Here is a 21,701-nt window from a genome sequence, read left to right as displayed (position 1 = left end):
TGCCCTGCCCTTTTCTCTGTCCGGGTGGCCAACCGGACGGTCATCCAATGACGAGTTCCGTGACTCGCCACACCTGCTTACTGCGCTCCAAGCGGATTGCCACGGCGCGCGCACGTACGTCATCGACCACCACTGCACTTGCTTCATAGGTGCCTTCTGCCACCTCGCAAATCCTTACTGACCGGACAACGGAGTTCCGGTGCAGCCGGCCCAGCGCCGGATTTCCGGTCCTGGTGATTTCCCGCCGAATCAGCGCGGCGCGGTGCTGGAGGGCGGCGAGGCACCGGGGGTCAAGCCGGCGGGCCAGTTGATGGACGGGCCGGATTCCGGCCAGCACTTCCATGGCAGCCTGCACCGTTCCCCGCGTGAGGGCCCGGACTTCCGCTTCCTCGTCCGCGGCCCGGAGTTGAACCGGTTCTCCGGAACGCGGGGCCTGTCCGCCCTGGCCCAGGGCCCGCAACTGCCCCTGTCGCAGCTGTGATTGTCCCAGCGTCTCCTGGCTGGCTGCGCGCGGGTCGAAGCCCTTGTCAGCTTTACTTTCGGTTCTTCCCTGGAGGGCACGGATTGGCGTCACGGCTGGCATTGCTTTCCCCTTTGGTTTTTGTGGTGCCGGCACTCGGCCGGCATGGTTGCGGATGCTTAGGACGCTGAGGGTGGCCGCAGGACTTGGCCCGGGAGCAGGACATCAGGGTTCTGGCCGATGACAGCCCTGTTGGCTTCGTACCACCTCGGCCACTCGAGGGCGACGTCAATGTCAGAAGCATTGGTGCCCAAATGGCCCCGCACAATGTCCCACAGAGTGTCCCCGGCCAGGACTGCCACAGTTCCTGTTGTGTGATCTGACCCCCTACCCGGTGTGGCCTCTTCGCGAGTGGCGGGCGGGGCCAATAGTCCTGGATCCACCAGCGGGGCAGTCCGGGGCTGCCATCGAGGCTGCAGCTGGGAATGATTCGCGGCGCCGGAGCTTGCGTCCGCAGTGATGGGGGCAGCAGCGGGCGTTGCTTGGCCAAGTTCTTCCGGTCCCGTTGACGTCGGGACTAATCCCGGCGTCAAGGTCTGCTCCGGCTGGCCTGCAGCCGGGGCTGCATCCGATGCCGGAGCCTGCGTGGAGGTGGCGTCCCGGATGGGATCGCCTGGCGTACCTGTGGAAGGTACCGGGCGCGGGGCCGGCAGGTCCGGGGTTGCCTCCATAGCCGAGACGGACTCCTGCGTGGGGGCCAACTGCGGACCCGAAGCTAAGGTTTCGGCGTTGGCTGCAGCACCCGACACCAGTTGTAATGAGACCGCTGCGACCACCAGACGCCTCATGAAAGCGGGCGAAAGCCTGCGCGTCAGCGAAGCTGCACGGACCTTTCCGTGTCGCTCCAGGAGCACGCCTGCTCCGGCGGCCACAAGAGACAGAAACCACCAGGCGACAAGAACCGAGCCCGAAATTAGCGCGACGGCTCCCAGGATGTCCTCGGCGGACGTGCTCTGGTGCCTGGCCGATGCCTCCTGCCACTGCCGGACAAGACCACATCCGATGAAAACGAGCACAGCTCCCAGGACCAACAACGCCAAAGCCATCAGGGCGTCCAGTCTGATCCCGTGGGAGTCGCGCTTCATCATTGATTCATCCTTTTGATGTCGTTTGATGCAGTTTGATGTTGCTTGACCCAGTTTGCGCTTGTATTCAACCGTATGTCCAGACGGTGGAGAGAAAAACTTATTGGAATTGACGGCTTGCCCGGTCGGACCTACTGTGGCCGGATGCGCTGGGATGCACTCTTCAACGACATGGAAAGCCAACTGGCGGAAGCTGACCGGCTTTCACTGGAGTCCGAGATCGGGGAGAGGACCCGCGCTGAACTGGTGGCTATCGAATTGTCCGACAGGCTCCGCGGCGTACTTGGATGCACGCTCGGGGTCCACCTCCTGAGCGGAGAGTCGGTCCGTGGCCGCCTTGCCCACGCTGGTGCCGAGGCCCTGGTTATTGACGAAGACTGGTACCAGGTCCTCATTCCATACCCGGCGGTTGCCCGCTACGTAGGCCTGGGCAGGCTCGCTCGTAGCGAACCGTCAGTCGTGCGGCGCGCGCTTGGGTTGGCGCATTCGCTCCGGGCCCTCGCCAGGGACAGGGCTGAGCTGAGTATCAGCCTCGGTGGCAGCACGGGCGTCACAAGGTTGGAAGGCGTGATTGACCGCGTGGGCAAGGACTATGTGGACGTAGCGGCAGTAACGCCCGGTGAGGCCCGGAGAAGCCGGCATGTTGGAGACGTATCAACTGTGCCGTTCGCCGCACTTGCGGCCATCAGGTCCAGGAAGCACGCCGGACTGTAGTCGGCGCCCGGTCCCGGCAGGGCCGGCGGTGACGAAGCACGCGCCCGCTCAGACCGACTTCGACTTGGACTCCTGAATCATCCTGCTCGCTTCTGCATAGCGTTCCTCGATGTACTGTTCGAGCATCTTCTCTTCCACGCGCCATTGCCCGCGTCCACCAACCTGGATGGCCTTCAATTCTCCGCTCCGTACAAGTGCGTACGCGGCTGGAGAATTGATCTGGAGCTGCTCGGCAACATCTGCGAGCGTGAGGAACCTGGGCATGCCACCATTTTGCCATCCGAACGGGGTACACGACTGCGTTATCCACAGTTCCGCCATATTTGGGACTTTGACTTTCGTTCCGGCGTCTGTCCCGCAACAATGAGGTGTCCGGCCACGGAACGTCCCGCCGGCATGTCTAGGGGGAGAAACGGCATGGTTCCAGAAACATCAGCCGCATCAGCACGCCTGAAGCGCCCCTCGTGGAAAGATCCGAGGCTGCTGGTAGGGATTCTCCTGGTGTTTGCATCAGTGGCGGGAGTGGTATTCCTGGTCGGAAGTGCAGACCAAACCACGGAGGTCTACGCGGCCCGAGACGGAATAGCCGTGGGCGAAGCGCTGACGGAGGAGAACGTGGTACGTGCCAAAGTGCGCCTCGGCGATTCGGAACAGCACTACATCACCGCCGAATCCGGGTTACCCCAGGGCGCGGTGGCCGTGCAACGCATCGGAAAAGACCAACTGGTCCCTCGTGCCAGCCTCGGGGAGGTGGACGACCTTGACCGCAAGCCGGTGGCCATTACGGTGGACGGAACCCTTCCTGCGCAGGTTATCGCAGGGGCCCGCGTGGACGTCTGGGTTGCCCCGCCGGATGCCAGGAACGGATTCAGTGAACCCAAGCTCCTGCTGCCGAGTGCCGAAATCGCCGAAGTAACAGCAGGTTCAACAACACTCGGATCCGCCAAAAGCACAGTGCTTATGGTGCTGGTGGAGGACAGCCGGATGCCGGCCATCCTGGGCGCCCAGGCCAACGACGCCCGGATCTCTGTCGTGTGGAACCCCGGCGGCGCCAAGTGAGCATACCTGTAGTCACCGTCGGGCAAACCCGGGAAGACCTGGTGGGCGGACTCGAACGCCTGCACGGCCCTGTCACAGTTGTCAGGAGATGCGCCGAACTGCCCGAACTGCTGGCGGCGTGCCAAAGCGGGCTGGCCAGGGCGGCCGTCGTTGCAGACGGATCCGAAGGCCTCACGGCTTCGTTGGTAGACCGGCTGGGAGCGGTTGGCGTGGCCATCATCGCCCTCACCGACAGTGCCGAAGAAGCAGCGCGACTCCGCAAGATCGGTGTGGCGTCCGCCCTGACTGGCGTGCAATCTGCGGAACTTTCGGACCGGATCGCCGACGCCGTGGAGCAACTGACAGGGGCGCCGGCCGGTGCGGCCGCAATGAGCTCCCTTGCGGACACCGGCGCAGCCCTGCATCCCGTTGCCGCGGAACCTGAGCCGGATCCGAGCGGGCCCGGACCAGGACGAATCATCGCAGTATGGGGACCCGCCGGCTCTCCGGGCCGGACCACCCTTGCCGCCAACATGGCGGCTGAACTGGCGGCTGATGGCGAGCAGGTCCTCCTCATCGATGCTGACAGCTACGGGGCGAGCGTCGCTGCGGTGCTCGGGCTGCTCGACGAATCAGCTGCATTGGCACAGGCCTGCCGGCTTGCGGACCAGGGCGCCCTGGATGCCGACGCCCTCCGCAGCCTAGCCGTCCCTGTGGCAACCACTGCCGGAACCTTCACAGTACTCACCGGGATTACGCGGGCAGACCGCTGGACGGAGCTCAGGGCACCGGCCTTGGCGCTCGTCCTGGAACGGGCGCGGCAGATCGCCGACGTTGTTGTGGTGGACACAGGCTTCTGCCTCGAAGCGGATGAAGAACTGAGTTTTGACACCATGGCGCCGCGGCGAAACGCGGCAACCCTGCGTGCACTGGAGTTGGCGGACACCGTGTTCGCGGTCGGGGCTGCTGATCCTGTGGGTGTGCCGCGGTTGGTCAAAGGACTTGCTGAACTGGAGAACGCTGTTCCCGAAGCCTCACCCACGGTAGTGATGAACAAAGTGCGGTCGTCCTCTGTTGGCAGGGGTCCCGAACGGCAGCTGCGGGATGCCTGGGAGCGTTACGGTCCGGCATCTGAGCTCCAGGCATTCCTGCCGTACGACATCGCTGCCGCAGATGCGGCCCTGCTTGCAGGATCATTGCTGCTCGAATCGTCGCCCGAGTCAGCGCTTCGCCGCTCCATCCGCAAACTCGTTTGTGCACCCGTCCAGCAAAAGGCGAAATCCTCTGTATTTTCTTCCACAGCAGGCCGCAGGGCAAAGGACTAGGCTCGCCATAAGAGCTGCAACGGTGCAGCGCATATCGTGTGATGGAGGCGTTTGTTGATGTCGTCTGGATCCAGCGTGGAGGATCAGGCCCTTTCCGTTGAAGGCTTTGAAGGCTTCATGGGGGACTACTACCAGCATCTCGCCGAGGAGGACGCGCGCAGCTATCCGCAGGAACTGCTGGCACAGCGGGCGGAGCACCACCGCGAAGTCGCATTAAAGCGGCTGCCGGGGCAGGCGAAAGTGGCCATTTCCGATGAGGAAGACAGCAGCGTCGTGTTTGTCGTCACGGACGACATGCCCTTCTTGGTGGATTCAGTCAACGCTGAACTGGTCCGTCAGCATGCGGCCATCAAGCTCGTCATCCACCCGATGTTCGTTGCCACCCGCAACCGGGAATCCGGGCACTTGGTCAAGGTCAACAGGGTTCCGTCGCATATCGGAATTTCCAGCGGTGACACTGCGGCGATGCCGAGCCTGTCCCATCTGATTGCCACCGGCGAAAATGCTTCACATATGGAGTCCTGGATCGCCGTCGAGATCAGCCGCATCTCCGACGAAGCCAAAGCGTCGCTGCTTGAAGGACTGCAGCGAGTGCTCAAGGATGTTCGCGCCGCCGTCGAAGACTGGCCAAAAATGCGCCAGAAAGCGCTGCAGATCGCCGAAAGCCTTGATCAGGTAGCCAACCCGGCCCAGATTGCCGAACTGCGGCAGGCGCAAGACCTCCTGCGCTGGCTCGACGACGGTAACTTTACCTTCCTTGGTTACCGGGAATACGTCCTGATCAACGTGGACGGGGAAGATGTCCTGGAATTGCGGGAGGACAGCGGCCTTGGGCTGCTCCGGGCAGCGGCCGATTCCCCCCATATCCAGCACCTGACGGATACGGGACGCAAAAAGGCGCGGGAAAAGCGTGCCCTTGTCATCACGAAGGCCAATTCCCGCTCCACCGTCCACCGGTCCGCCTACCTGGACTACATCGGCGTCAAGAGTTTCGACGCCGCCGGCAACGTCAACGGAGAACGGCGCTTCATCGGGCTGTTTGCCACCAGTGCCTACACCGGCTCAGTACGTGAAGTTCCGATCGTCCGGGAAAAGGTCGCCGCTGTCCTCCGCAATGCGGGGTTCCCGCCGGACTCGCACTCCGGAAAGGACCTGCTCGGCATCCTGGAGACCTACCCCCGCGACGAGCTGTTCCAAATCGAAGTCCCCGACCTCGCCGCGACAGCAGTCGGCATCCAGAAACTGCAGGAGCGCCGCCGGACCCGGCTCTTCCTCCGGCCCGACATCTACGGCCGCTTCATGTCGGCTGTCGTCTACTTGCCCAGGGATCGCTACACCACCAATGTCAGGCTTCGGATCGAGCAGGAACTCCGCGAGACCTTCCAGGCGGTGTCCATTGACTACGAAGCCAGGATGACGGAATCGGCTCTGGCCCGGCTCTTCTTCAGGATCCGCCTGCCGAAGGATGCAGACGTCAGCCACGTTGACAGCGGAGAGCTCGAAAAGCGGCTGGTCCGTGCGGCCAGGTCATGGAGCGAGGGCATCGCCGAGGTGCTGCGCGACGGCGGCGACGCGGCGGAAGCCAAGGAACTGGCGGCCATCTGGGCTGAAGCGTTCCCGGCGAGCTACCGGGTGGACTACGAAGTGGAAGATGCCCTTGCCGACATCGCCCGCTTCGAGAAGTACGGAGCGGCAGCCGAGCGCACCGAAGGCGCACGGCAGGAGCGTCCGGGCGTCCACGTTTATCTCCCCGAGGGGGCCGGCGCAACGCTTGAGGAGGACGCGCGGGTCAAGCTGTACATGCTCGAGCCCAAGAGCCTGAGCCAAATCCTTCCGTTCTTCCACAATCTGGGACTCGAGGTGCTCGATGAACGGCCCTTCGAAATCGAGACCGCGGACCGCCGCGACTTCTTCCTCTACGACCTTGGACTGAAATACCCCGCGGGCGTTGACCCGGTGGCAACCGGAGGCTTCCTGGCCGACTCCTTCAGCGCGGCTGTGACCGGCGCGGCAGAATCCGACGCTTTTGACCGTCTGGTCCTTCGGGAGGGGCTGCACTGGCGCCAGATCACCGTCCTGCGGGCCTACGCCCGCTACATGCGCCAGATGGGCAACACCAATTCGTTCGGGTTCATGGCCGATACCCTCCTCGCCAACCCCGATGTGACCCGGGGGCTCAGTGCCCTTTTCGCCGCACGGTTCGACCCGTCACTGGATGCCGATGCACGGCAGGCGGCCCAGGAATCCGTGCGCGAAGAACTGTCAGCGTCCATCGAAAAGGTTGCGACACTGGACGCTGACCGTGTCCTGCGGACATTTGTGAACCTCATTGAGGCCACCCTGCGGACGAACTTCTACCAGGACAAGCGGCACCTGAGCTTCAAGCTCGATCCGGCGCGGATCGACGGCCTGCCGTTCCCGCGCCCGATGTTCGAGATCTGGGTCTACTCTCCGCGGGTTGAGGGCGTGCACCTCCGATTTGGCAAGGTCGCCCGCGGTGGCCTGCGCTGGTCGGACCGTCGGGAGGACTTCCGCACCGAGGTGCTCGGCCTGGTGAAGGCGCAGACGGTAAAGAACGCAGTCATCGTTCCCACCGGGGCCAAGGGCGGCTTCTTTGCGAAGCAACTGCCGGACCCGTCCGTCGACAGGGCGGCGTGGATGGCCGAAGGCGTCGAAAGCTACAAGACCTTCATCCGGGGCCTGCTGGACCTCACCGACAATCTGGTTACTGAAGGCGCGGACGAGAAGCTGGTGCCGCCGTCGGACGTTGTCAGGCATGACGACGACGATTCCTACCTGGTGGTCGCAGCGGACAAGGGGACTGCCACTTTCTCGGACATTGCCAACGGCCTGGCCGCTGAGTACGGATTCTGGCTGGGAGATGCGTTCGCGTCGGGCGGCTCCGTTGGCTATGACCACAAGGCCATGGGCATCACCGCCCGCGGTGCATGGGAATCCGTGAAACGGCACTTCAGCGAGCTGGACCTGGACACCCAGACCCAGCCGTTCACCGTGGTGGGCGTGGGCGACATGTCCGGCGACGTGTTTGGCAATGGCATGCTGCTGTCCCGGCACATCCGGCTGCTTGCTGCCTTCGACCACCGGCACATCTTCCTGGATCCCACGCCGGACGAGGAGTCGTCCTTCACCGAACGCCGGCGCCTGTTCGAACTGCCCCGGTCGTCATGGGACGACTACGACAAGTCCCTCATCAGCGAAGGCGGCGGTGTCTTCGCCCGGCAGGCCAAGTCCATCCCGGTGTCGCCCCAGGTACGCGACGCCCTGGGCCTTCCGGCCGCCACCACGGAGCTCAGCCCGCCCGAACTCCTGCGGGCCATCCTGCTGGCGCCCGCAGATCTTCTCTACAACGGCGGCATCGGGACGTACGTGAAGGCCAGCAGCGAGTCCAACGCGTCGGTGGGGGACAAGGCCAATGACTCGATCAGGGTTGATGGCAGGGATCTCCGCGTCAAGGTGGTCGGTGAAGGCGGCAACCTCGGAATGACGCAGCGCGGACGAATCGAGGCGGCACTCCAGGGCGTCATCCTGAACACCGATGCCATCGACAACTCCGCAGGCGTGGACTGCTCCGATCATGAGGTCAACATTAAGATCTTCGTTGACCGGATGGTTGCTGCGGGGAAACTGGACGCGGCCGAACGTGCCGAATTCCTTGCCTCCATGACCGACGAGGTGGCACGCCTCGTTCTGGAAGACAACATTGACCAGAACATCCTGCTGCTGAACGACCGCACAAGGGTTGCCGAATGGAGCCCCAGCTACGAACGCCTCATGGACTGGCTGGAAAAAACAGCCGACCTGAAGCGCGACCTGGAGGCCCTGCCCACCACGGACACACTGCGCGAACGGCTGCAGCAGGGCCAGGGCCTGACGTCGCCTGAGCTCTCAGTCCTCGCGGCGTACGCCAAGATCGAACTGGCGACAGCACTGCGGGAAAGCGATCTCGCGGACGATCCGTGGTTCCGGCAGACCCTCCGCGATTACTTCCCGACGCAGCTGCGTGAACGATTCGACGCTGAACTGGACACCCATCCGCTGCGCCGCGAAATCATCGCCACGGTGGTTGCCAACGACATGATCAACATGGGAGGCATCACCTTTGCTTTCCGGGTCATGGAAGAAACGTCTGCCAGCGAAGTGGCCGTGGCCAAGGCGTTCGTCGCGCTGCGGGAGATTTACGAGCTGGACGTAATGGTCAGGGAGCTCAACAGCCTGCCTGCGTCGTTCCCCACGGAACACTGGAGCACGGTCCACCTGGATATCCGCAGGCTGCTTGACCGCGCAGTGCGGTGGCTCCTCACCCAGGGCACCGTATCCCAGCCCATCGATGAAGTGGTGGCTGAGTTCAAGCCACTCATGGATCCCCTGCGAGCACGCGTCCTGGACTACCTGCGGGGCGAGGACCGGGAACGGGTGGGAAGCTGGCTCGAGGCCGCGCGCGAATGGGAACTTCCGGATGGACTTGCCCTGCGCTGGGCTGAACTGTTCGAAAGCTTCGTGCTGCTGGACATCGCAAAAATTGCCCGCCTGCGGAAAGAGCCGGTTGAGGACATCGCCGCCGCGTATTACACGGTGTTCAATCGTTTCCATGCCGATTCCCTCCTGGAACGGATCAGCAGCCTTCCCCGGCAGGACCGCTGGCAGGCCTTGGCGAGGGCGGCACTTCGTGATGACCTGTACTCCACGGTGTCGGACATTACGACGGCGGTGCTGGACGCCACGGCCGCGGGACAGTCACCGGAGGCGCGGCTCACGGAGTGGGAGGCACGGAACGCCGAACAGCTGAGCCGTGCGAAGAGCATGTTCGATGAGGTCAACGCACTCGAAACAGACGATATGGCGTCGCTGTCGGTAGCATTGAGGCTCTTGAGGTCTATCGTCCGGCGCTGATTAATCAGGCGTCGCAACTGGAGGTGCAGTGGCAATCTTTACCGACCCCATCAGGGAACACGCCGATTTTGGCCCAGGTGATGCCGAATGGCTTCACCTGCTGGTGGGGGACTGGCAGATGGTTGCGGACCTGGCCTTCGCCGACCTCGCACTGTGGTTCCCGCATCCCGAATACGGGTATGTGGCGCTGGCGCACGTCCGGCCGTCCACAACGCACACCGTGTTCCACGGGGACTTCGTCGGCGAAGGCATCCGCTCCGACCTTCGGCCCCTGGTGGACAAGGCCTGGAACAGCAGGGCCATCGAGCGCTCCAGCGAGACAAACTGGAGCAGCGACATGGCCCTGCGGGTCGAGGCTGTTCCCATGGTGCGGAATGGACGGACCCTGGCCGTTGTCACTACCCACATGGACCTATCCAGCTCACGGATGCCGTCCCGGCTTGAGCTGACGTACCGGCAGTGCGCCTATGACCTGTTGAGGATGGGGACGCTTGGCCTGTGGCCCGACTTCGCTTCACCAACGGGGTCGCGCCGCGGCGCACCGCGGGTAGGGGACGGATTGATCAGGCTCGACGCCGACGGCATCGTGCAGTACGCCAGCCCCAACGGCGTTTCTGCCTTCCGCCGGCTGGGTGATGGTGAATCGCTGGAGGGCCGTTCCTTGGCGGAAGTAACCGCCAGCCTCCTCAAGGACCGCCGGATGGTCGATGAAACCTTGCCCCTGGTTGTTACCGGCCGGATGCCGTGGCGCAGTGAAATCGAGTCCCGCGGCGTCAGCCTGTCCCTTCGGGCGATTCCCCTTCGCGACGAACAGCAACGGTTCGGAGCCCTGGTACTGTGCCGCGATGTGTCCGAGCTCAGGCGGCGGGAAATGGAGTTGGTCACCAAGGACGCCACGATCCGCGAGATCCACCACCGGGTTAAGAACAACCTGCAAACCGTTGCCGCCCTGCTGCGGATGCAGTCGCGCCGGATGGTCAGCGAGGAAGCTAAACAGGGCCTGGAGCAGGCGATGCGCCGGGTTGCGACGATCGCCCTGGTCCACGAAACCTTGTCCCAGGGCCTGACCCAGAGCGTCGATTTCGATGAGCTGATCGGACGGCAGTTCAGGCTGTCCGCAGAAGTCGCCTCGCCGTCCCAGCAGGTGAAGACGGAGCGTTCGGGCACCTTCGGCGAGCTTCCCAGCGACCTGGCCACCCCCCTCGCGCTGGTGATCAACGAATTGGTCACCAATGCTGTGGAACATGGCCTTGAGGGGAGGGCAGGGACTGTGTGGCTCATTGCCGACCGCGCGGAGGGCGAGGATGGCGACGAAGAGCTCACCGTGACCATCGCCGATGATGGCGTGGGACTACCGGATACTCCGCACGTCGAGGGGCTGGGGCTTCAGATCGTGCGGACCCTGGTGACCAGCGAGCTTGGCGGAACCATCCAGTGGCTGCCTCGCGAAGGCGGCGGCACAGCGGTCCGCATCCGCCTGAGCCTCTTGGGCAGGTAGCGGACGCCGCCTGCTGTCCAGCGGCGTCCCCTGGCTTTGAATGGAGAGAGCCCCGGCGGCGACCTGGTCGGTTGCTGCCGGGGCTCTTTCTACTTGGCGGAAATCCTTCCGCTGTACGTCGGGGACCGCCGCTTATGAAGCGCGGCGTGCCCGGGCTGCCCGGCGCTTAAGGGCGCGGCGCTCGTCTTCGCTCATGCCGCCCCAAACGCCGGCGTCCTGGCCGGACTCAAGTGCCCACTGGAGGCAGGTATCGACTACCGGGCACCGGCGGCAGACACTTTTGGCTTCCTCAATCTGCAGGAGCGCCGGCCCTGTGTTCCCGACGGGGAAGAAGAGTTCCGGATCCTTCTCGAGGCACGCTGCGCGGTTACGCCAATCCATGCTGATTAGTTGCTCCATTTCTGGGAATCGCCCTTTGTGAAATTATTCACTAGTAGCTACAAAGGAAAAGGGCCCGGCAGGGCCCCCTTGGTCATCTCCATCAAGCCTGTCATGTTAACGCTGTGTAAACAAGGGGTAGTAACGCTTGATATCCCGGGAATGCTGAGCGATACATCACACTGCTGGCACTGGCCCTCACCAGTCTCCGACTATGTCGGGTAGGGTGCCAGTGTGTCAAGACCCCCTTCCAACCCTGCAGATTCCTCGCCTCCTCCCGGGGGAACCAACCCTGGCCAGGACGGTGCCGTTGCATCGGGGAAAATGCGGCCTCCCCGCGCGGCTGTCCTTATTGCCATGGTGGTTGCGGCTGAGGCGACCGCCCTCCTGGCGGCAGCTGCCTGGTACGCATTCGAACTGGTATCGGGGAGCCCTGTGCTGTCGTTCTGGGGTGCAGTGTTTACCCTCGGGCTTTTGCTCGCCTTTTCGGCGTGGTTGTTCGCGGTCGGTCATTTCCTGTACCGCGGGTTCCGGTGGACCCGTGCGGCGGCACTGGTTGCCCAACTGTTCGTATTGACGATCGGTTTCCCCACCCTGACCAGCGGACTGATCCTGGCCGGATTGGCGATGGTCGTTCCTGCGGTGGCAGCCCTTGTGCTCCTGTTCCACAGCAGCGTTATCGCCTACGCTTCCCGGACCGGAGGAGCGCCGCCGGCTTTATAGCCCTTCCAGGCTTCCCGGACCGGAGTAGCGCCGCCGGCCTTCTAGCCCGCCTTGCGCCCGCCGGCATCCCCTTCCAGCGGCGCCCAAGCAACCTGGAGGACGGCCGACCCTCCTCCGGAAATCAGCACTGCCCTGCCCGGCGGAGCAGTGGGCTCCGCTTCGAAGCGGACGCCGAAGAGGTCCCCGTCCGCCATTGAGCGCGGTGCGAGCAGCATTCCGGCGCCGTGAGCCCTGGACGCCATAACAAGGGGGAGGCGTTGCAGCAGCAGGGGATTGTAGTTTGCTGTCAACAGGACGGTGTGGCCCCGTGACTGGAGTTCCGCCAGTGCGGTCAGGGCGTCGGCAGACAGTTGGTCGGCGTCGTCGGCGATGAGGATCCGGCACCCGGCCGCGGCCCGGGACGCGGGGTCCAAGCGCAGTGATGTCCAGAACCTGTCAGGCTCTTCGGTGTCCGGCGGATGCACCCAGCAGGCTTCCGGGTTCAGGATCCTCAGCGCGCGGAGGCTGTTGGTTTTACCACCGCCGGGGCGGCCAAGAATGGTGAAAACGCCGCCGGTGGGTAAATTCAGGCGGACCGGGGAGAGTTCGTCCCCACCCACGCCGATCAGAAGTCCGGGCGGGGTGGACCGGGCGGCGGCCACGGATGAGAACGGGCGCGCCGCAGACTCCTGAACGTCCGTCGCTGAGATAAGTGGGGGCAATGACTCAACCCGGAAGGGCGGGACTTCAAGCTTGGAGTCCAGCTCCGTGCCCGTGTCCCGTTGCCACTGGTCCGCTATGGCGAGGTCGTAGACCTGGCAGACTGCGGACTCGCTTCCGGCGACTGGTCCGAAGGCCACCGCCCGCCCTTTTACCTTTTCCGTGGAAGGCATCCTGGGCCAAGCGAGCCTGCTGTCCTCGGTGGAGGCTGCGGGGAAGTACAGCCGGTTGGGCAGGGAAGCGCCAAAGCGGGCGGTGGACAGCTCCCGTTCCCCGGATATCGCGACAGTTATCCCGGCGCGCTGACCGTCCCGGACCAGGTCCTGTACCACGTCCTCAGCCCACGCAAGCGGTCCGGACCTGAAGGCAGACACCCACGATCCCCATCCGGAGATGACCAGCACCAACGGAGTAGTCCCTTCATCAGGGTGGCTGAGACGGTGCCCAAGCTCGAGGACCAGCCGCTCCAATATCCGGACCGCGCGGCGGAGCTCGTGGATTCCGGCATGGGCACCCGTCCTTCGATGGCCGGCGGCATGCTGGAGTCCGCCAGAGGCGTCGAGGAAGTAGCAGTGTGACTCACGCGGGTGCGCCAGCAGTCGACGGACTGCGAGGTCCAGGGCTTCAACGGCGCCGGAGGATGCAGAGCCAACGAGTGCCAGGTGGCCGTGCCGGGATGGTTCCCAGGTCAGGGGAAGAACGCACTGGGCATGGGGCAGGTCGAGGGCGCCCAGCTCAACAGACCAATCCGGCCGCGATGCGGTTGGTGCCTGGCCGCTTGCCTGCGCCGGTGCCGCCACAGGGTCTCGGAGGTCATGCGGGAGGGGAGGAGCTACCGGGTGCCGGGGCGGGGACCCGCCCCGCGCTGCCCAAAGCCTGCGGACCAATTCAACATAGGGCCTTGCGGCCTGCGCTGGGGTTGGCGCGTGGCATCCGGGAGCAGCTCCTCCTCCCGCCCTCAGGAAATCGAAGGTGCGCTGAACGTGAAGGGCATCGTTCCGGGTTTCACTGCCCGAAAGGCTCAGTGTTGCCGCCTGGAATTCCTGCGCAGGCTCCGTTCCCCGGGCAAGGAACGCGCGCCCTGGGCAGCCCACTCCGATGCCCGCCGCAGCTTTGGTGCCGATAATGTCATGGGATTCCATGTCGGACTGGACCCGCAGGGCAATGCTGGATGTCACGTTGGCCCTGATATCGGCTGTCAACGCTCCCTGCGGCCGCTGCGTGGCCATCACCAGATGAATGCCGAGGGACCGTCCGATGGCGGCAATGCGCATCAGCTCCCCCAGGACGTCCGGGGCGTCATCCACGAGCATCCTGAACTCATCAATGATGATGACCAGATGGGGGAGCGCAGGGCCAGCCACAACCTGCGTGGATTGGTAGGAGGCCAGATCCGGCACGTTGGCCGCGGCGAGGGCCTCCTCACGGAGCCGGATTTCAGCCCGCAATGAGGCAAGCGTGCGGTCAAGCTCACTGGCGGACAAATCAGTCAGAAGCCCAACACAGTGCACGAGGTCGGCTAGCGGCCCGAGTCCGGAGCCACCCTTGAAGTCGACGAACAGGAAGTTCACCAGTTCTGGCGGATGATTTAGTGCCAGGGCAATAACGAGGGTTCGCAGCAACTCCGACTTCCCCGAACCGGTGGTCCCCGCCACGAGGAGATGCGGCCCGTCGCTGTCAAGGTCCCAGGACCTGACGCCTCCGGCACTGACTCCCAACGGAACTGCCAGCCCGGTGGTCTGCGCACCCTTCTCCCAGCGGGCAGCCGTTGCCTCCGCCGACAAGGGCATGACGTCCGCCAGGGCACACGTATCCGGGATGCAGTCTTCCCGCGCCCTGCCATCCGCTCCGGCTGCAAGGTTCCGGCAAAACGCGTCAAAGACCTTCGCGGGGGCCAGGTCGGGAACGAATTTCGTGCGGATTTCCGGGCAGAGGAGGGACGATTCCGGCTCAGCCAGTTCCACATCCGCGGTACTGGCTGGCTCTGCCGGGGTGGTGAACCTGAGGACCTGCCATCCGAGCTGGACGCCAGTCGCGGCAAGTGTGTTGTCCGTTTCCCGGCAATCGGACGGGCCGGCCAGAATGAGGACTCCATACGGGCAACCCCCTGAAAACTTCTCCGACAGATGCCGTCGGCATGACTCCCCGGTTGCCGTCAGGACGACTCGCGGAAGGAACCTTGCAGCGAGAGGCAGGACTTCGGGCCGGCCGTGGATGACCACCCTGGTCTCACGGCCCCGGGGATAACCGGCCAGCTGCATGACCAGCGCCCTGATCATGGCGTCCAGCGCCGGGCGTGCTCCCTGAAACACCGTTTCCGGCCGGGTCGGGTCAAGGAGGAGCGGCACTGCACCCGCGGACGGCAGGTCCCGGACTGCGCCGGCGGGCTGGACGCTGATATTCGCGGGCTGGACCCCCAGACCGAGTCGAAGCCAGATCCTTCCTTCGCCGGCGCCTGTTCCGTTGGATCCAAGGCGCGGCGTACTCAAGGTGACTGTGGCCAGGGATGGCCCGGCCCGCCGTCGTCGTTGTTTGTCTTCCTGGACGGCAGCAGCGACTGCGGCTGCGGTGTCCCGCCGTTGCCTTCGCCCTGTTAGCAGCGGAATGACCATCGAGACGGCTGAGGCGCCGGCGAACGCCAGGAACATCCACATTCCCGTAAAGACGGCCAACCCGACCCCGATGGCCAGGGGGAGCGTTGCGGTCAGTACGAGGACTGCCCGGTTTCCTCGATCAGTGCCCGCGGTAACGGGAATGGGGTCCGCCACCGAAGCGCCCGCGTCCGCCAGGGGCGCCGACGGGCAGTCCGTGAAGATCAGGGACATGGCCGACGATCCGCACCGTATGTCGGATGCTGTGGACACCGCCGCATTCCGGACTCTCCGGCCATCCACCCACGTTCCGTTGGAGCTGTCCAGGTCTTCGATGAAGATGCCCGTGTCCGTGACAGTCAGTTTCGCGTGCTCCCGCGACATCTCGGCGTCGTCAATGGCTATCCGTGTGCCATTCCTGCCAATCGTGAAGGTCCCGCGGGCAAGGGCTACAACGGTGCCGGCTCCCGAGCCGCTGTGGACAGCCAATACCAGTCCAGCTTCCGCCTCGTCTGCAATCCGGGACAGCTGCTTCCGGAGCGGCGGCCTGGCATCTCCGGCATCGACGAGTACCGCGCCGGCGACAAGGGGATCGGTACCAACGTTGAGCGAGCCAATGCGGATTCCCCGGACGGTAACCTCCCCTGTGCCGAACTTGAGGGCAAGAAGGTGGTGGATTTCCCTCCCTGCCGTTCCGGCGGGAGCCTCGATGGTCAGCTCCAGGGGCTCGTTGCCGGAACCAGGGCGGGCTGCTCTTACCAACGTGCAGTGGAGTGTCATGTGGTGGATTCCTTTGAACGTTGTTTCCAAGTTATGGGCCCGGCTACGAACGGGCAGGCCCGTACCGGGTCTATGTGGAAAACCCCGGATTGTTCCGCAGGTACTGCCTTGCTGATCCTTCGCTGGGCCAGGATCGCCCCACACGGACCTCCACCGGCGGTCCTGCGGCCACGAAGGAGACCAGTGAGCATCATTGCTGCCAGTGCCGATGTTTCCCCCGATTCCGTCATCGGGTCCGGTTCGAGGGTGTGGCACCTGACCCAGGTCCGGGAATCCACGCGGTCGGGGAGTGAATGTGTGATTGGATGCGGGGACTATATAGCTCCGGCGCCGTCGTCACCAAGGATGGGCCGGACTTCGTCCTTGTCGCTGAGGTGCCTGCCCGCCGCGTTGGATGGGTTGGCCGTGCCGGGCAGACGTTAAGGCAGGAGGGATCCTTTTGGGTCTGTCCGCAGACCTGAGCCAATTATGTGGAAACGGACGGGGAGCTGCGCCAGGTAAAAGCCGCATCCCTGGCCGAGCCGCTAAGGGAGGCGATTCGACTGGCGCCGCAGTCACTCGGGTAGGCTAGAGCAGCAGACAATGCTCAACATTGCGCTGCCCGCATTCGAACCAGGAGATTTTGTGACCGCTGACCTCGTCATCGTAGGGTCCGGCTTTTTTGGCCTGACAATCGCAGAACAGGCCGCCACTGAGCTCGGCTTGAAGGTCGTTGTCCTCGACCGTCGCCACCACATCGGCGGAAACGCCTACAGCGAAAAGGAAGAGCAGACAGGTATCGAGGTGCACCGCTACGGTGCCCACCTGTTCCACACCTCAAACGAACGTGTGTGGGAGTACGTCAACCGGTTCACCAGCTTCACCAACTACGTGCATAAGGTTTACGGGGTCCACAAGGGTGAGGTTTATTCCCTCCCCATCAACCTCGCCACCATCAACCAGTTCTTCCGGGCAAACCTCACTCCGGGCCAGGCCAAGGACCTGATCCAGGAGCAGGCCGGAGAGCTTGCAGGCACCGACCCGCAGAACCTTAACGACAAGGGAATCCAGCTGATCGGGCGTCCCCTGTACGAAGCTTTCATCAAGCACTACACGGGCAAGCAGTGGCAGACGGACCCGAAGGACCTTCCCGCCGGGATCATCTCGCGGCTGCCGGTCCGCTACAACTACGACAACCGGTACTTCAACGACAAGTACGAGGGCCTGCCCACCAACGGCTACACGGCCTGGATCGAAAAGATGGCGGAGCACCCGAACATCGAGGTCCGCCTGAACACGGACTTCTTTGACGAGTCGCACGAATACAGCAAGAACAGGGTTGTCGGCAATATTCCGGTCGTGTACACGGGTCCCGTTGACCGCTACTTCGATTACGCCGAGGGTGACCTCTCCTGGCGCACGATTGATTTCGAAGAGGAAGTCCTCGATGTCGGCGACTTCCAGGGTACGTCCGTGGTCAACTACAACGACGAAGACGTGGCTTACACCCGCGTTATCGAACCCCGGCACTTCCACCCCGAGCGGGAATACCAGACGGAAAAGACCATCATCATGCGCGAGTTCTCGCGCTTTGCGGAGAAGGGCGACGAGCCCTATTACCCGATCAACACATCGGCAGACCGCGACAGGCTGCTCAAGTACCGCGATCTTGCGGCCGGTGAAAAGGACGTCCTGTTCGGTGGCCGCCTGGGCACCTACAAGTACCTTGACATGCACATGGCCATCGGTTCTGCCCTGACCATGTTCGACAACAAGATCCGTCCTCACTTCGAGGCGGGAGCCGACATCGAAAGCGGAGGAGTCGACGCATGAGCGTCCCCACCGATACAAAGAACCAGAACAAGGCCGAGGGCGGCGCGGTGGAAACCGGCCAGCACTGGCAGACGCTGCAGCGCGTCATCCTCCCCAGCGCCAGCCAGATGGATACTGTTCCCCTCTACATGGACATGGGCACTGCCACAGGGATCCAGTTGCCGACAGCCGGCGACAGGGACGGGAAAACCCCCAAGGCCCGGACTATCAGCAGCCCCACCAAGGAAGCCCACGTGGAGGATTTCCTCTCGCGGCACTCGACTTCCATACGGTCTGGCGAACGGGTGTCCTTCGGCAGCTACTTCAATGCCTTTCCTGCCAGCTACTGGCGGCGCTGGACAACCGTGGACAAGGTCCGGCTGCAAGTCCGCACGCAGGGTGCTGGTTCTGTCATCGTGTACAAGTCGAACGCCCGCGGCTCCCTGCAGCGCGTAGACACGCGCCGCGTTGAGGGTACGGCCGAGAACTTCTTCGAGCTGTCGCTGGCACCTTTCGGTGACGGCGGCTGGTACTGGTTCGACCTGTTGGCCGGAACCGAGCCACTGGTGATGCTCGATGCGGAATGGCAGGGCCCTGCCGTTGAGAGCAGCCCCGGCTCTGTAACCCTCCAGATCACCACCCTGAACAAGACCGATTTCTGCCTCAATAACCTCCGGCTCCTGGCCGAAAGCAAAGAGGCCCTCGACCACGTACAGGAAATCCTGATTGTGGACCAGGGGACCCAGAAGCTCGCCGATGCGGATGGCTTTGAGGACATCAAAAAGATGCTCAACGGCAAGTTGCGCATCATTCACCAGTCCAACCTCGGCGGGTCGGGCGGATTCGCCCGTGGCATGTTTGAGGCCGTTGAAAACGGCAGCGACTACGCACTGCTCATGGACGACGACGTCGTCGTGGAGCCGGAAAGCATCATTCGGCTGCTGACCTTCGCGGATCGCTGCAAGACGCCAACTCTTGTGGGCGGGCACATGTTCGACCTCTACAACCGGACGGTGCTGCACACCTTTGGAGAGGTGGTTAACCCCTACCGCTTCCAGCCGTCCCTGCCCAGCGACGAAATGATCCTGGGTCACGACTTCCAGTCCTCCAACCTTCGTCAGACGTCCTGGCTGCACCGCCGCTGCGATGTTGACTACAACGGGTGGTGGATGTGCTTGATACCCACGCAGGTAATCCGGGAAATCGGGCTCTCCCTTCCTTTGTTCATCAAATGGGACGACTCGGAGTACGGGCTGCGTGCGAAGGCCCACGGTTACTCCACTGTCTCTCTTCCGGGATCGGCCGTGTGGCACGTCTCCTGGATCGACAAGGACGACCTCGTCGGTTGGCAGGCGTACTTCCACGCCCGGAACCGCGTAGTGGCCGCGCTGCTCCACAGCCCTTACGAGTTCGGCGGGCGCGTCATCAAGGAATCGCAGTATGCCGATGTCAAACACCTTGTTTCCATGCAGTACGCCACCGCGCAGGGCCGCCAGTGGGCGCTCGAAGACGTCCTGAAGGGCCCCGAAGCCCTGCCTGACCTTCTGCCGGCCAAGCTGCCCCAGATCCGCGAAATGATGTCCGCGCACCCCGACGCCGTCTTCAAACCGAATCCTGAGGACTTCCCGGCGGCCAAGATGGACAAGCCGCCGCGCCGAGGACACGGGCCGGCTCAGCCGTCAAAGATTTCCCTGCTTCCCTGGGCAGCAAAAACCGTCGTTCGCCAGCTGGCGAGCCCGGTGAAGGGAACCAGCACTGAACGACCGCAAACGACCATTGCCCACCAGGACAACCGGTGGTGGCGCATGGCGCAGTACGACAGTGCAGTAGTCTCGAATGCCGAGGGGACCGGTGCGTCCTGGTACCAGCGGGACCCCAAGCAACTGAGGAAGATGCTGGCAGAGAGCGCGCGCCTGCACACCGCGCTGCTCAAGGAATGGCCCGCGCTCAGCAGGAAGTACAAGGCTGCTGTCGCGGACCTGACGTCGATGGAGTCGTGGAGGAAGACGTTCGAGCAACACACGCAGAACGAAATCAAGTGAGTGCATCGTCTCCGGCTGAACTGACAAGTCCAGGGCTTGGGGGTGGACTGCGGGACATCCGGCAGTCGGGATTCCTCCTCAAGCTGTTGGTCCGCAAGGAACTTAAGGTCCGCTACCGAGGGTCCGTTCTCGGACTCCTGTGGTCCTACGTAAAACCCGGCGTTCAATTCGTCGTCTTCTACGTTGCCCTTGGTGTATTCCTGGGGCTGGAGCGCAGCGCCAGGAACCCGGAGGGTCTTCCGAACTATGCGGTCTACCTCTTCTCGGGGATCGTTCTGATCAATTTCTTCTCCGAGGCGCTGGGAAACGCGTCCCGTTCAATTGTGAACAACGGAAACCTGATCAAGAAGATCTACCTGCCCCGTGAGCTCTTCCCGGTTGCCTCTGTGTGGGTGTCCGCGGTTCACTTTTTCCCGCAGCTGGTGGTCCTGGTAGCCGGCTGCCTGCTGGCAGGATGGCACCCGAGTGTGTTCCAGCTCCTGGCAGCTGTGGCCGGTTTCGTGATCGTGGGCCTGCTGGCCACCGGTCTTGGCCTGCTTTTCGGATCTGCAAATGTGTACTTCCGGGATTCGGAGAACCTGGTGGACATGCTCCTGATGGTTGCGACCTGGGCTTCGCCGGTGATGTATGCGTGGTCGATGGTGGAAGCGAAACTCGGTTCAACGTGGTTTGCCATCTACCAGGCGAACCCCATCACCATTGGTGTGGAACTGTTCCATTACGCGTTCTGGTTCCCCACGACAGATGGCACCACTGCAATGCCACCAAATCTCTTCACCCTGTGGACACCGCTGGGCCTGGTCATCGCCTTGGCCATTGTCATTTTGGGTCAGTTCACCTTCCGGCGGCTCGAGGGCCGCTTCGCTCAGGAGCTGTGAGTGGTCAACGCAATTGAAGTTTCAGACATCAGCAAGCAATTCGTCCTCCGCCACACGCGCTCCATCAAAGAGGCAGTTGTTTGGTTGGTCAAGGGCCGGAAAGGCGATCTGTCCGAGAAGTTCCACGCGCTGAAGAACGTCTCTGTCGACGTCAAAACGGGGGAGACCGTGGCGCTGCTGGGACTTAATGGTTCCGGCAAATCGACGTTGCTGAAGCACATCTCCGGAGTGATGCTGCCGGATTCGGGAACCGTGAGGACCAGGGGGCGGGTGGCGGGCCTCATCGAAGTGGGCGCCGGCTTCCACCCGGACCTGTCCGGCCGGGACAACGTCTTCCTCAACGGCGCCATCCTGGGAATGACCGAGCAACAGGTCAAGGACCGATTCGACGATATTGTCGAATTCTCCGAGATCGGGCAATTCATCGATACCGAGGTCAAGTTCTACTCATCGGGAATGTATTTGCGGCTCGCATTTTCCGTTGCCGTGCATACTGATCCCGAAGTGTTCCTGATCGATGAGATTCTGGCCGTGGGCGACGAGCCCTTCCAGCGAAAGTGCATCGACAAGATCCAGGAACTCGCCCGCGACGGAAAGACGCTTGTGGTGGTGAGTCACGACCTGGACCTGGTCTCCCGTATTTGCGACCGGGGAATCCTCCTGGAGCACGGTAACGTGAAATTCGACGGACCAATCCACGAGGCAGTTTCGATTCTGCGCGCCTGACC

General features: G+C 63.3%; 14 protein-coding genes. 10 read left to right on the top strand and 4 right to left on the bottom strand.

The annotated features are described in order from the left end of the window. Positions 1–40: 40 nt before the first annotated feature. Positions 41–583, bottom strand: a complete 543-nt coding sequence (locus ACP3TD_RS13285; protein WP_426763447.1) for an Rv3235 family protein — start codon at positions 581–583, stop codon at positions 41–43. Between the two features lie 1,166 nt (positions 584–1,749). On the opposite strand from ACP3TD_RS13285, the gene ACP3TD_RS13280 reads away from it, so the two are divergent. After that, positions 1,750–2,319 (top strand): hypothetical protein, encoded by a 570-nt coding sequence (locus tag ACP3TD_RS13280; protein ID WP_426763445.1) that lies wholly within the window; start codon positions 1,750–1,752, stop codon positions 2,317–2,319. Positions 2,320–2,367: 48 nt separating this feature from the next. Here the strand turns inward: ACP3TD_RS13280 and ACP3TD_RS13275 are convergent, their stop codons facing one another. Next, positions 2,368–2,583, bottom strand: a complete 216-nt coding sequence (locus tag ACP3TD_RS13275) for a helix-turn-helix domain-containing protein (protein ID WP_045729765.1) — start codon at positions 2,581–2,583, stop codon at positions 2,368–2,370. A gap of 153 nt (positions 2,584–2,736) precedes the next feature. Here ACP3TD_RS13275 and ACP3TD_RS13270 point away from each other — a divergent pair, with 153 nt between their 5' ends. The 4 genes from ACP3TD_RS13270 to ACP3TD_RS13255 are packed head-to-tail and all read left to right on the top strand — an operon-like array spanning position 2,737 to position 11,091. Beyond that, positions 2,737–3,378: a hypothetical protein gene (locus tag ACP3TD_RS13270; RefSeq protein ID WP_426763444.1), complete on the top strand. Its 642-nt coding sequence runs from the start codon at positions 2,737–2,739 to the stop codon at positions 3,376–3,378. Beyond that, a complete protein-coding gene (locus tag ACP3TD_RS13265; RefSeq protein ID WP_426763443.1) occupies positions 3,375–4,682 on the top strand; it encodes an AAA family ATPase in 1,308 nt (435 codons plus the stop codon). Before ACP3TD_RS13270 ends, ACP3TD_RS13265 begins: the two co-directional genes overlap by 4 nt. Positions 4,683–4,739: 57 nt before the next feature. Beyond that, positions 4,740–9,593: an NAD-glutamate dehydrogenase gene (locus ACP3TD_RS13260; protein WP_426763442.1), complete on the top strand. Its 4,854-nt coding sequence runs from the start codon at positions 4,740–4,742 to the stop codon at positions 9,591–9,593. A gap of 28 nt (positions 9,594–9,621) precedes the next feature. Beyond that, positions 9,622–11,091 (top strand): sensor histidine kinase, encoded by a 1,470-nt coding sequence (locus ACP3TD_RS13255; RefSeq protein ID WP_426763441.1) that lies wholly within the window; start codon positions 9,622–9,624, stop codon positions 11,089–11,091. Positions 11,092–11,223: 132 nt separating this feature from the next. On the opposite strand, the gene ACP3TD_RS13250 is transcribed toward ACP3TD_RS13255, so the two are convergent. Continuing rightward, a complete protein-coding gene (locus tag ACP3TD_RS13250) occupies positions 11,224–11,472 on the bottom strand; it encodes a WhiB family transcriptional regulator (RefSeq protein ID WP_015937605.1) in 249 nt (82 codons plus the stop codon). Positions 11,473–11,793: 321 nt separating this feature from the next. On the opposite strand from ACP3TD_RS13250, the gene ACP3TD_RS13245 reads away from it, so the two are divergent. Then, positions 11,794–12,192 (top strand): hypothetical protein, encoded by a 399-nt coding sequence (locus ACP3TD_RS13245; protein WP_426763440.1) that lies wholly within the window; start codon positions 11,794–11,796, stop codon positions 12,190–12,192. Positions 12,193–12,233: 41 nt separating this feature from the next. Here ACP3TD_RS13245 and ACP3TD_RS13240 read toward each other — a convergent pair whose 3' ends face one another. After that, positions 12,234–16,262, bottom strand: a complete 4,029-nt coding sequence (locus ACP3TD_RS13240; protein WP_426763439.1) for an FtsK/SpoIIIE domain-containing protein — start codon at positions 16,260–16,262, stop codon at positions 12,234–12,236. Positions 16,263–16,886: 624 nt separating this feature from the next. Here ACP3TD_RS13240 and glf point away from each other — a divergent pair. From glf to ACP3TD_RS13220, 4 genes are read left to right on the top strand one after another with little or no spacing between them, the layout of a single operon-like run. After that, on the top strand, positions 16,887–18,074 hold the full coding sequence (gene glf / locus ACP3TD_RS13235; protein WP_426763438.1) for a UDP-galactopyranose mutase: 1,188 nt from the start codon (positions 16,887–16,889) through the stop codon (positions 18,072–18,074). Next, positions 18,071–20,095, top strand: a complete 2,025-nt coding sequence (locus tag ACP3TD_RS13230) for a glycosyltransferase (RefSeq protein WP_426763437.1) — start codon at positions 18,071–18,073, stop codon at positions 20,093–20,095. The genes glf and ACP3TD_RS13230 overlap by 4 nt, the downstream gene beginning before the upstream one ends. Continuing rightward, a complete protein-coding gene (locus ACP3TD_RS13225; protein ID WP_056085018.1) occupies positions 20,092–20,973 on the top strand; it encodes an ABC transporter permease in 882 nt (293 codons plus the stop codon). Before ACP3TD_RS13230 ends, ACP3TD_RS13225 begins: the two co-directional genes overlap by 4 nt. Next, positions 20,974–21,699: an ABC transporter ATP-binding protein gene (locus tag ACP3TD_RS13220; RefSeq protein ID WP_045729775.1), complete on the top strand. Its 726-nt coding sequence runs from the start codon at positions 20,974–20,976 to the stop codon at positions 21,697–21,699. Positions 21,700–21,701: the final 2 nt, after the last annotated feature.

The organism is Pseudarthrobacter sp. 1G09 (assembly GCF_050038305.1).
Taxonomy (GTDB): Bacteria; Actinomycetota; Actinomycetes; order Actinomycetales; family Micrococcaceae; genus Arthrobacter; species Arthrobacter equi.
Note: the sequence above shows the minus strand (reverse complement) of the source record. Positions and strands in the feature narration are given on the sequence as shown.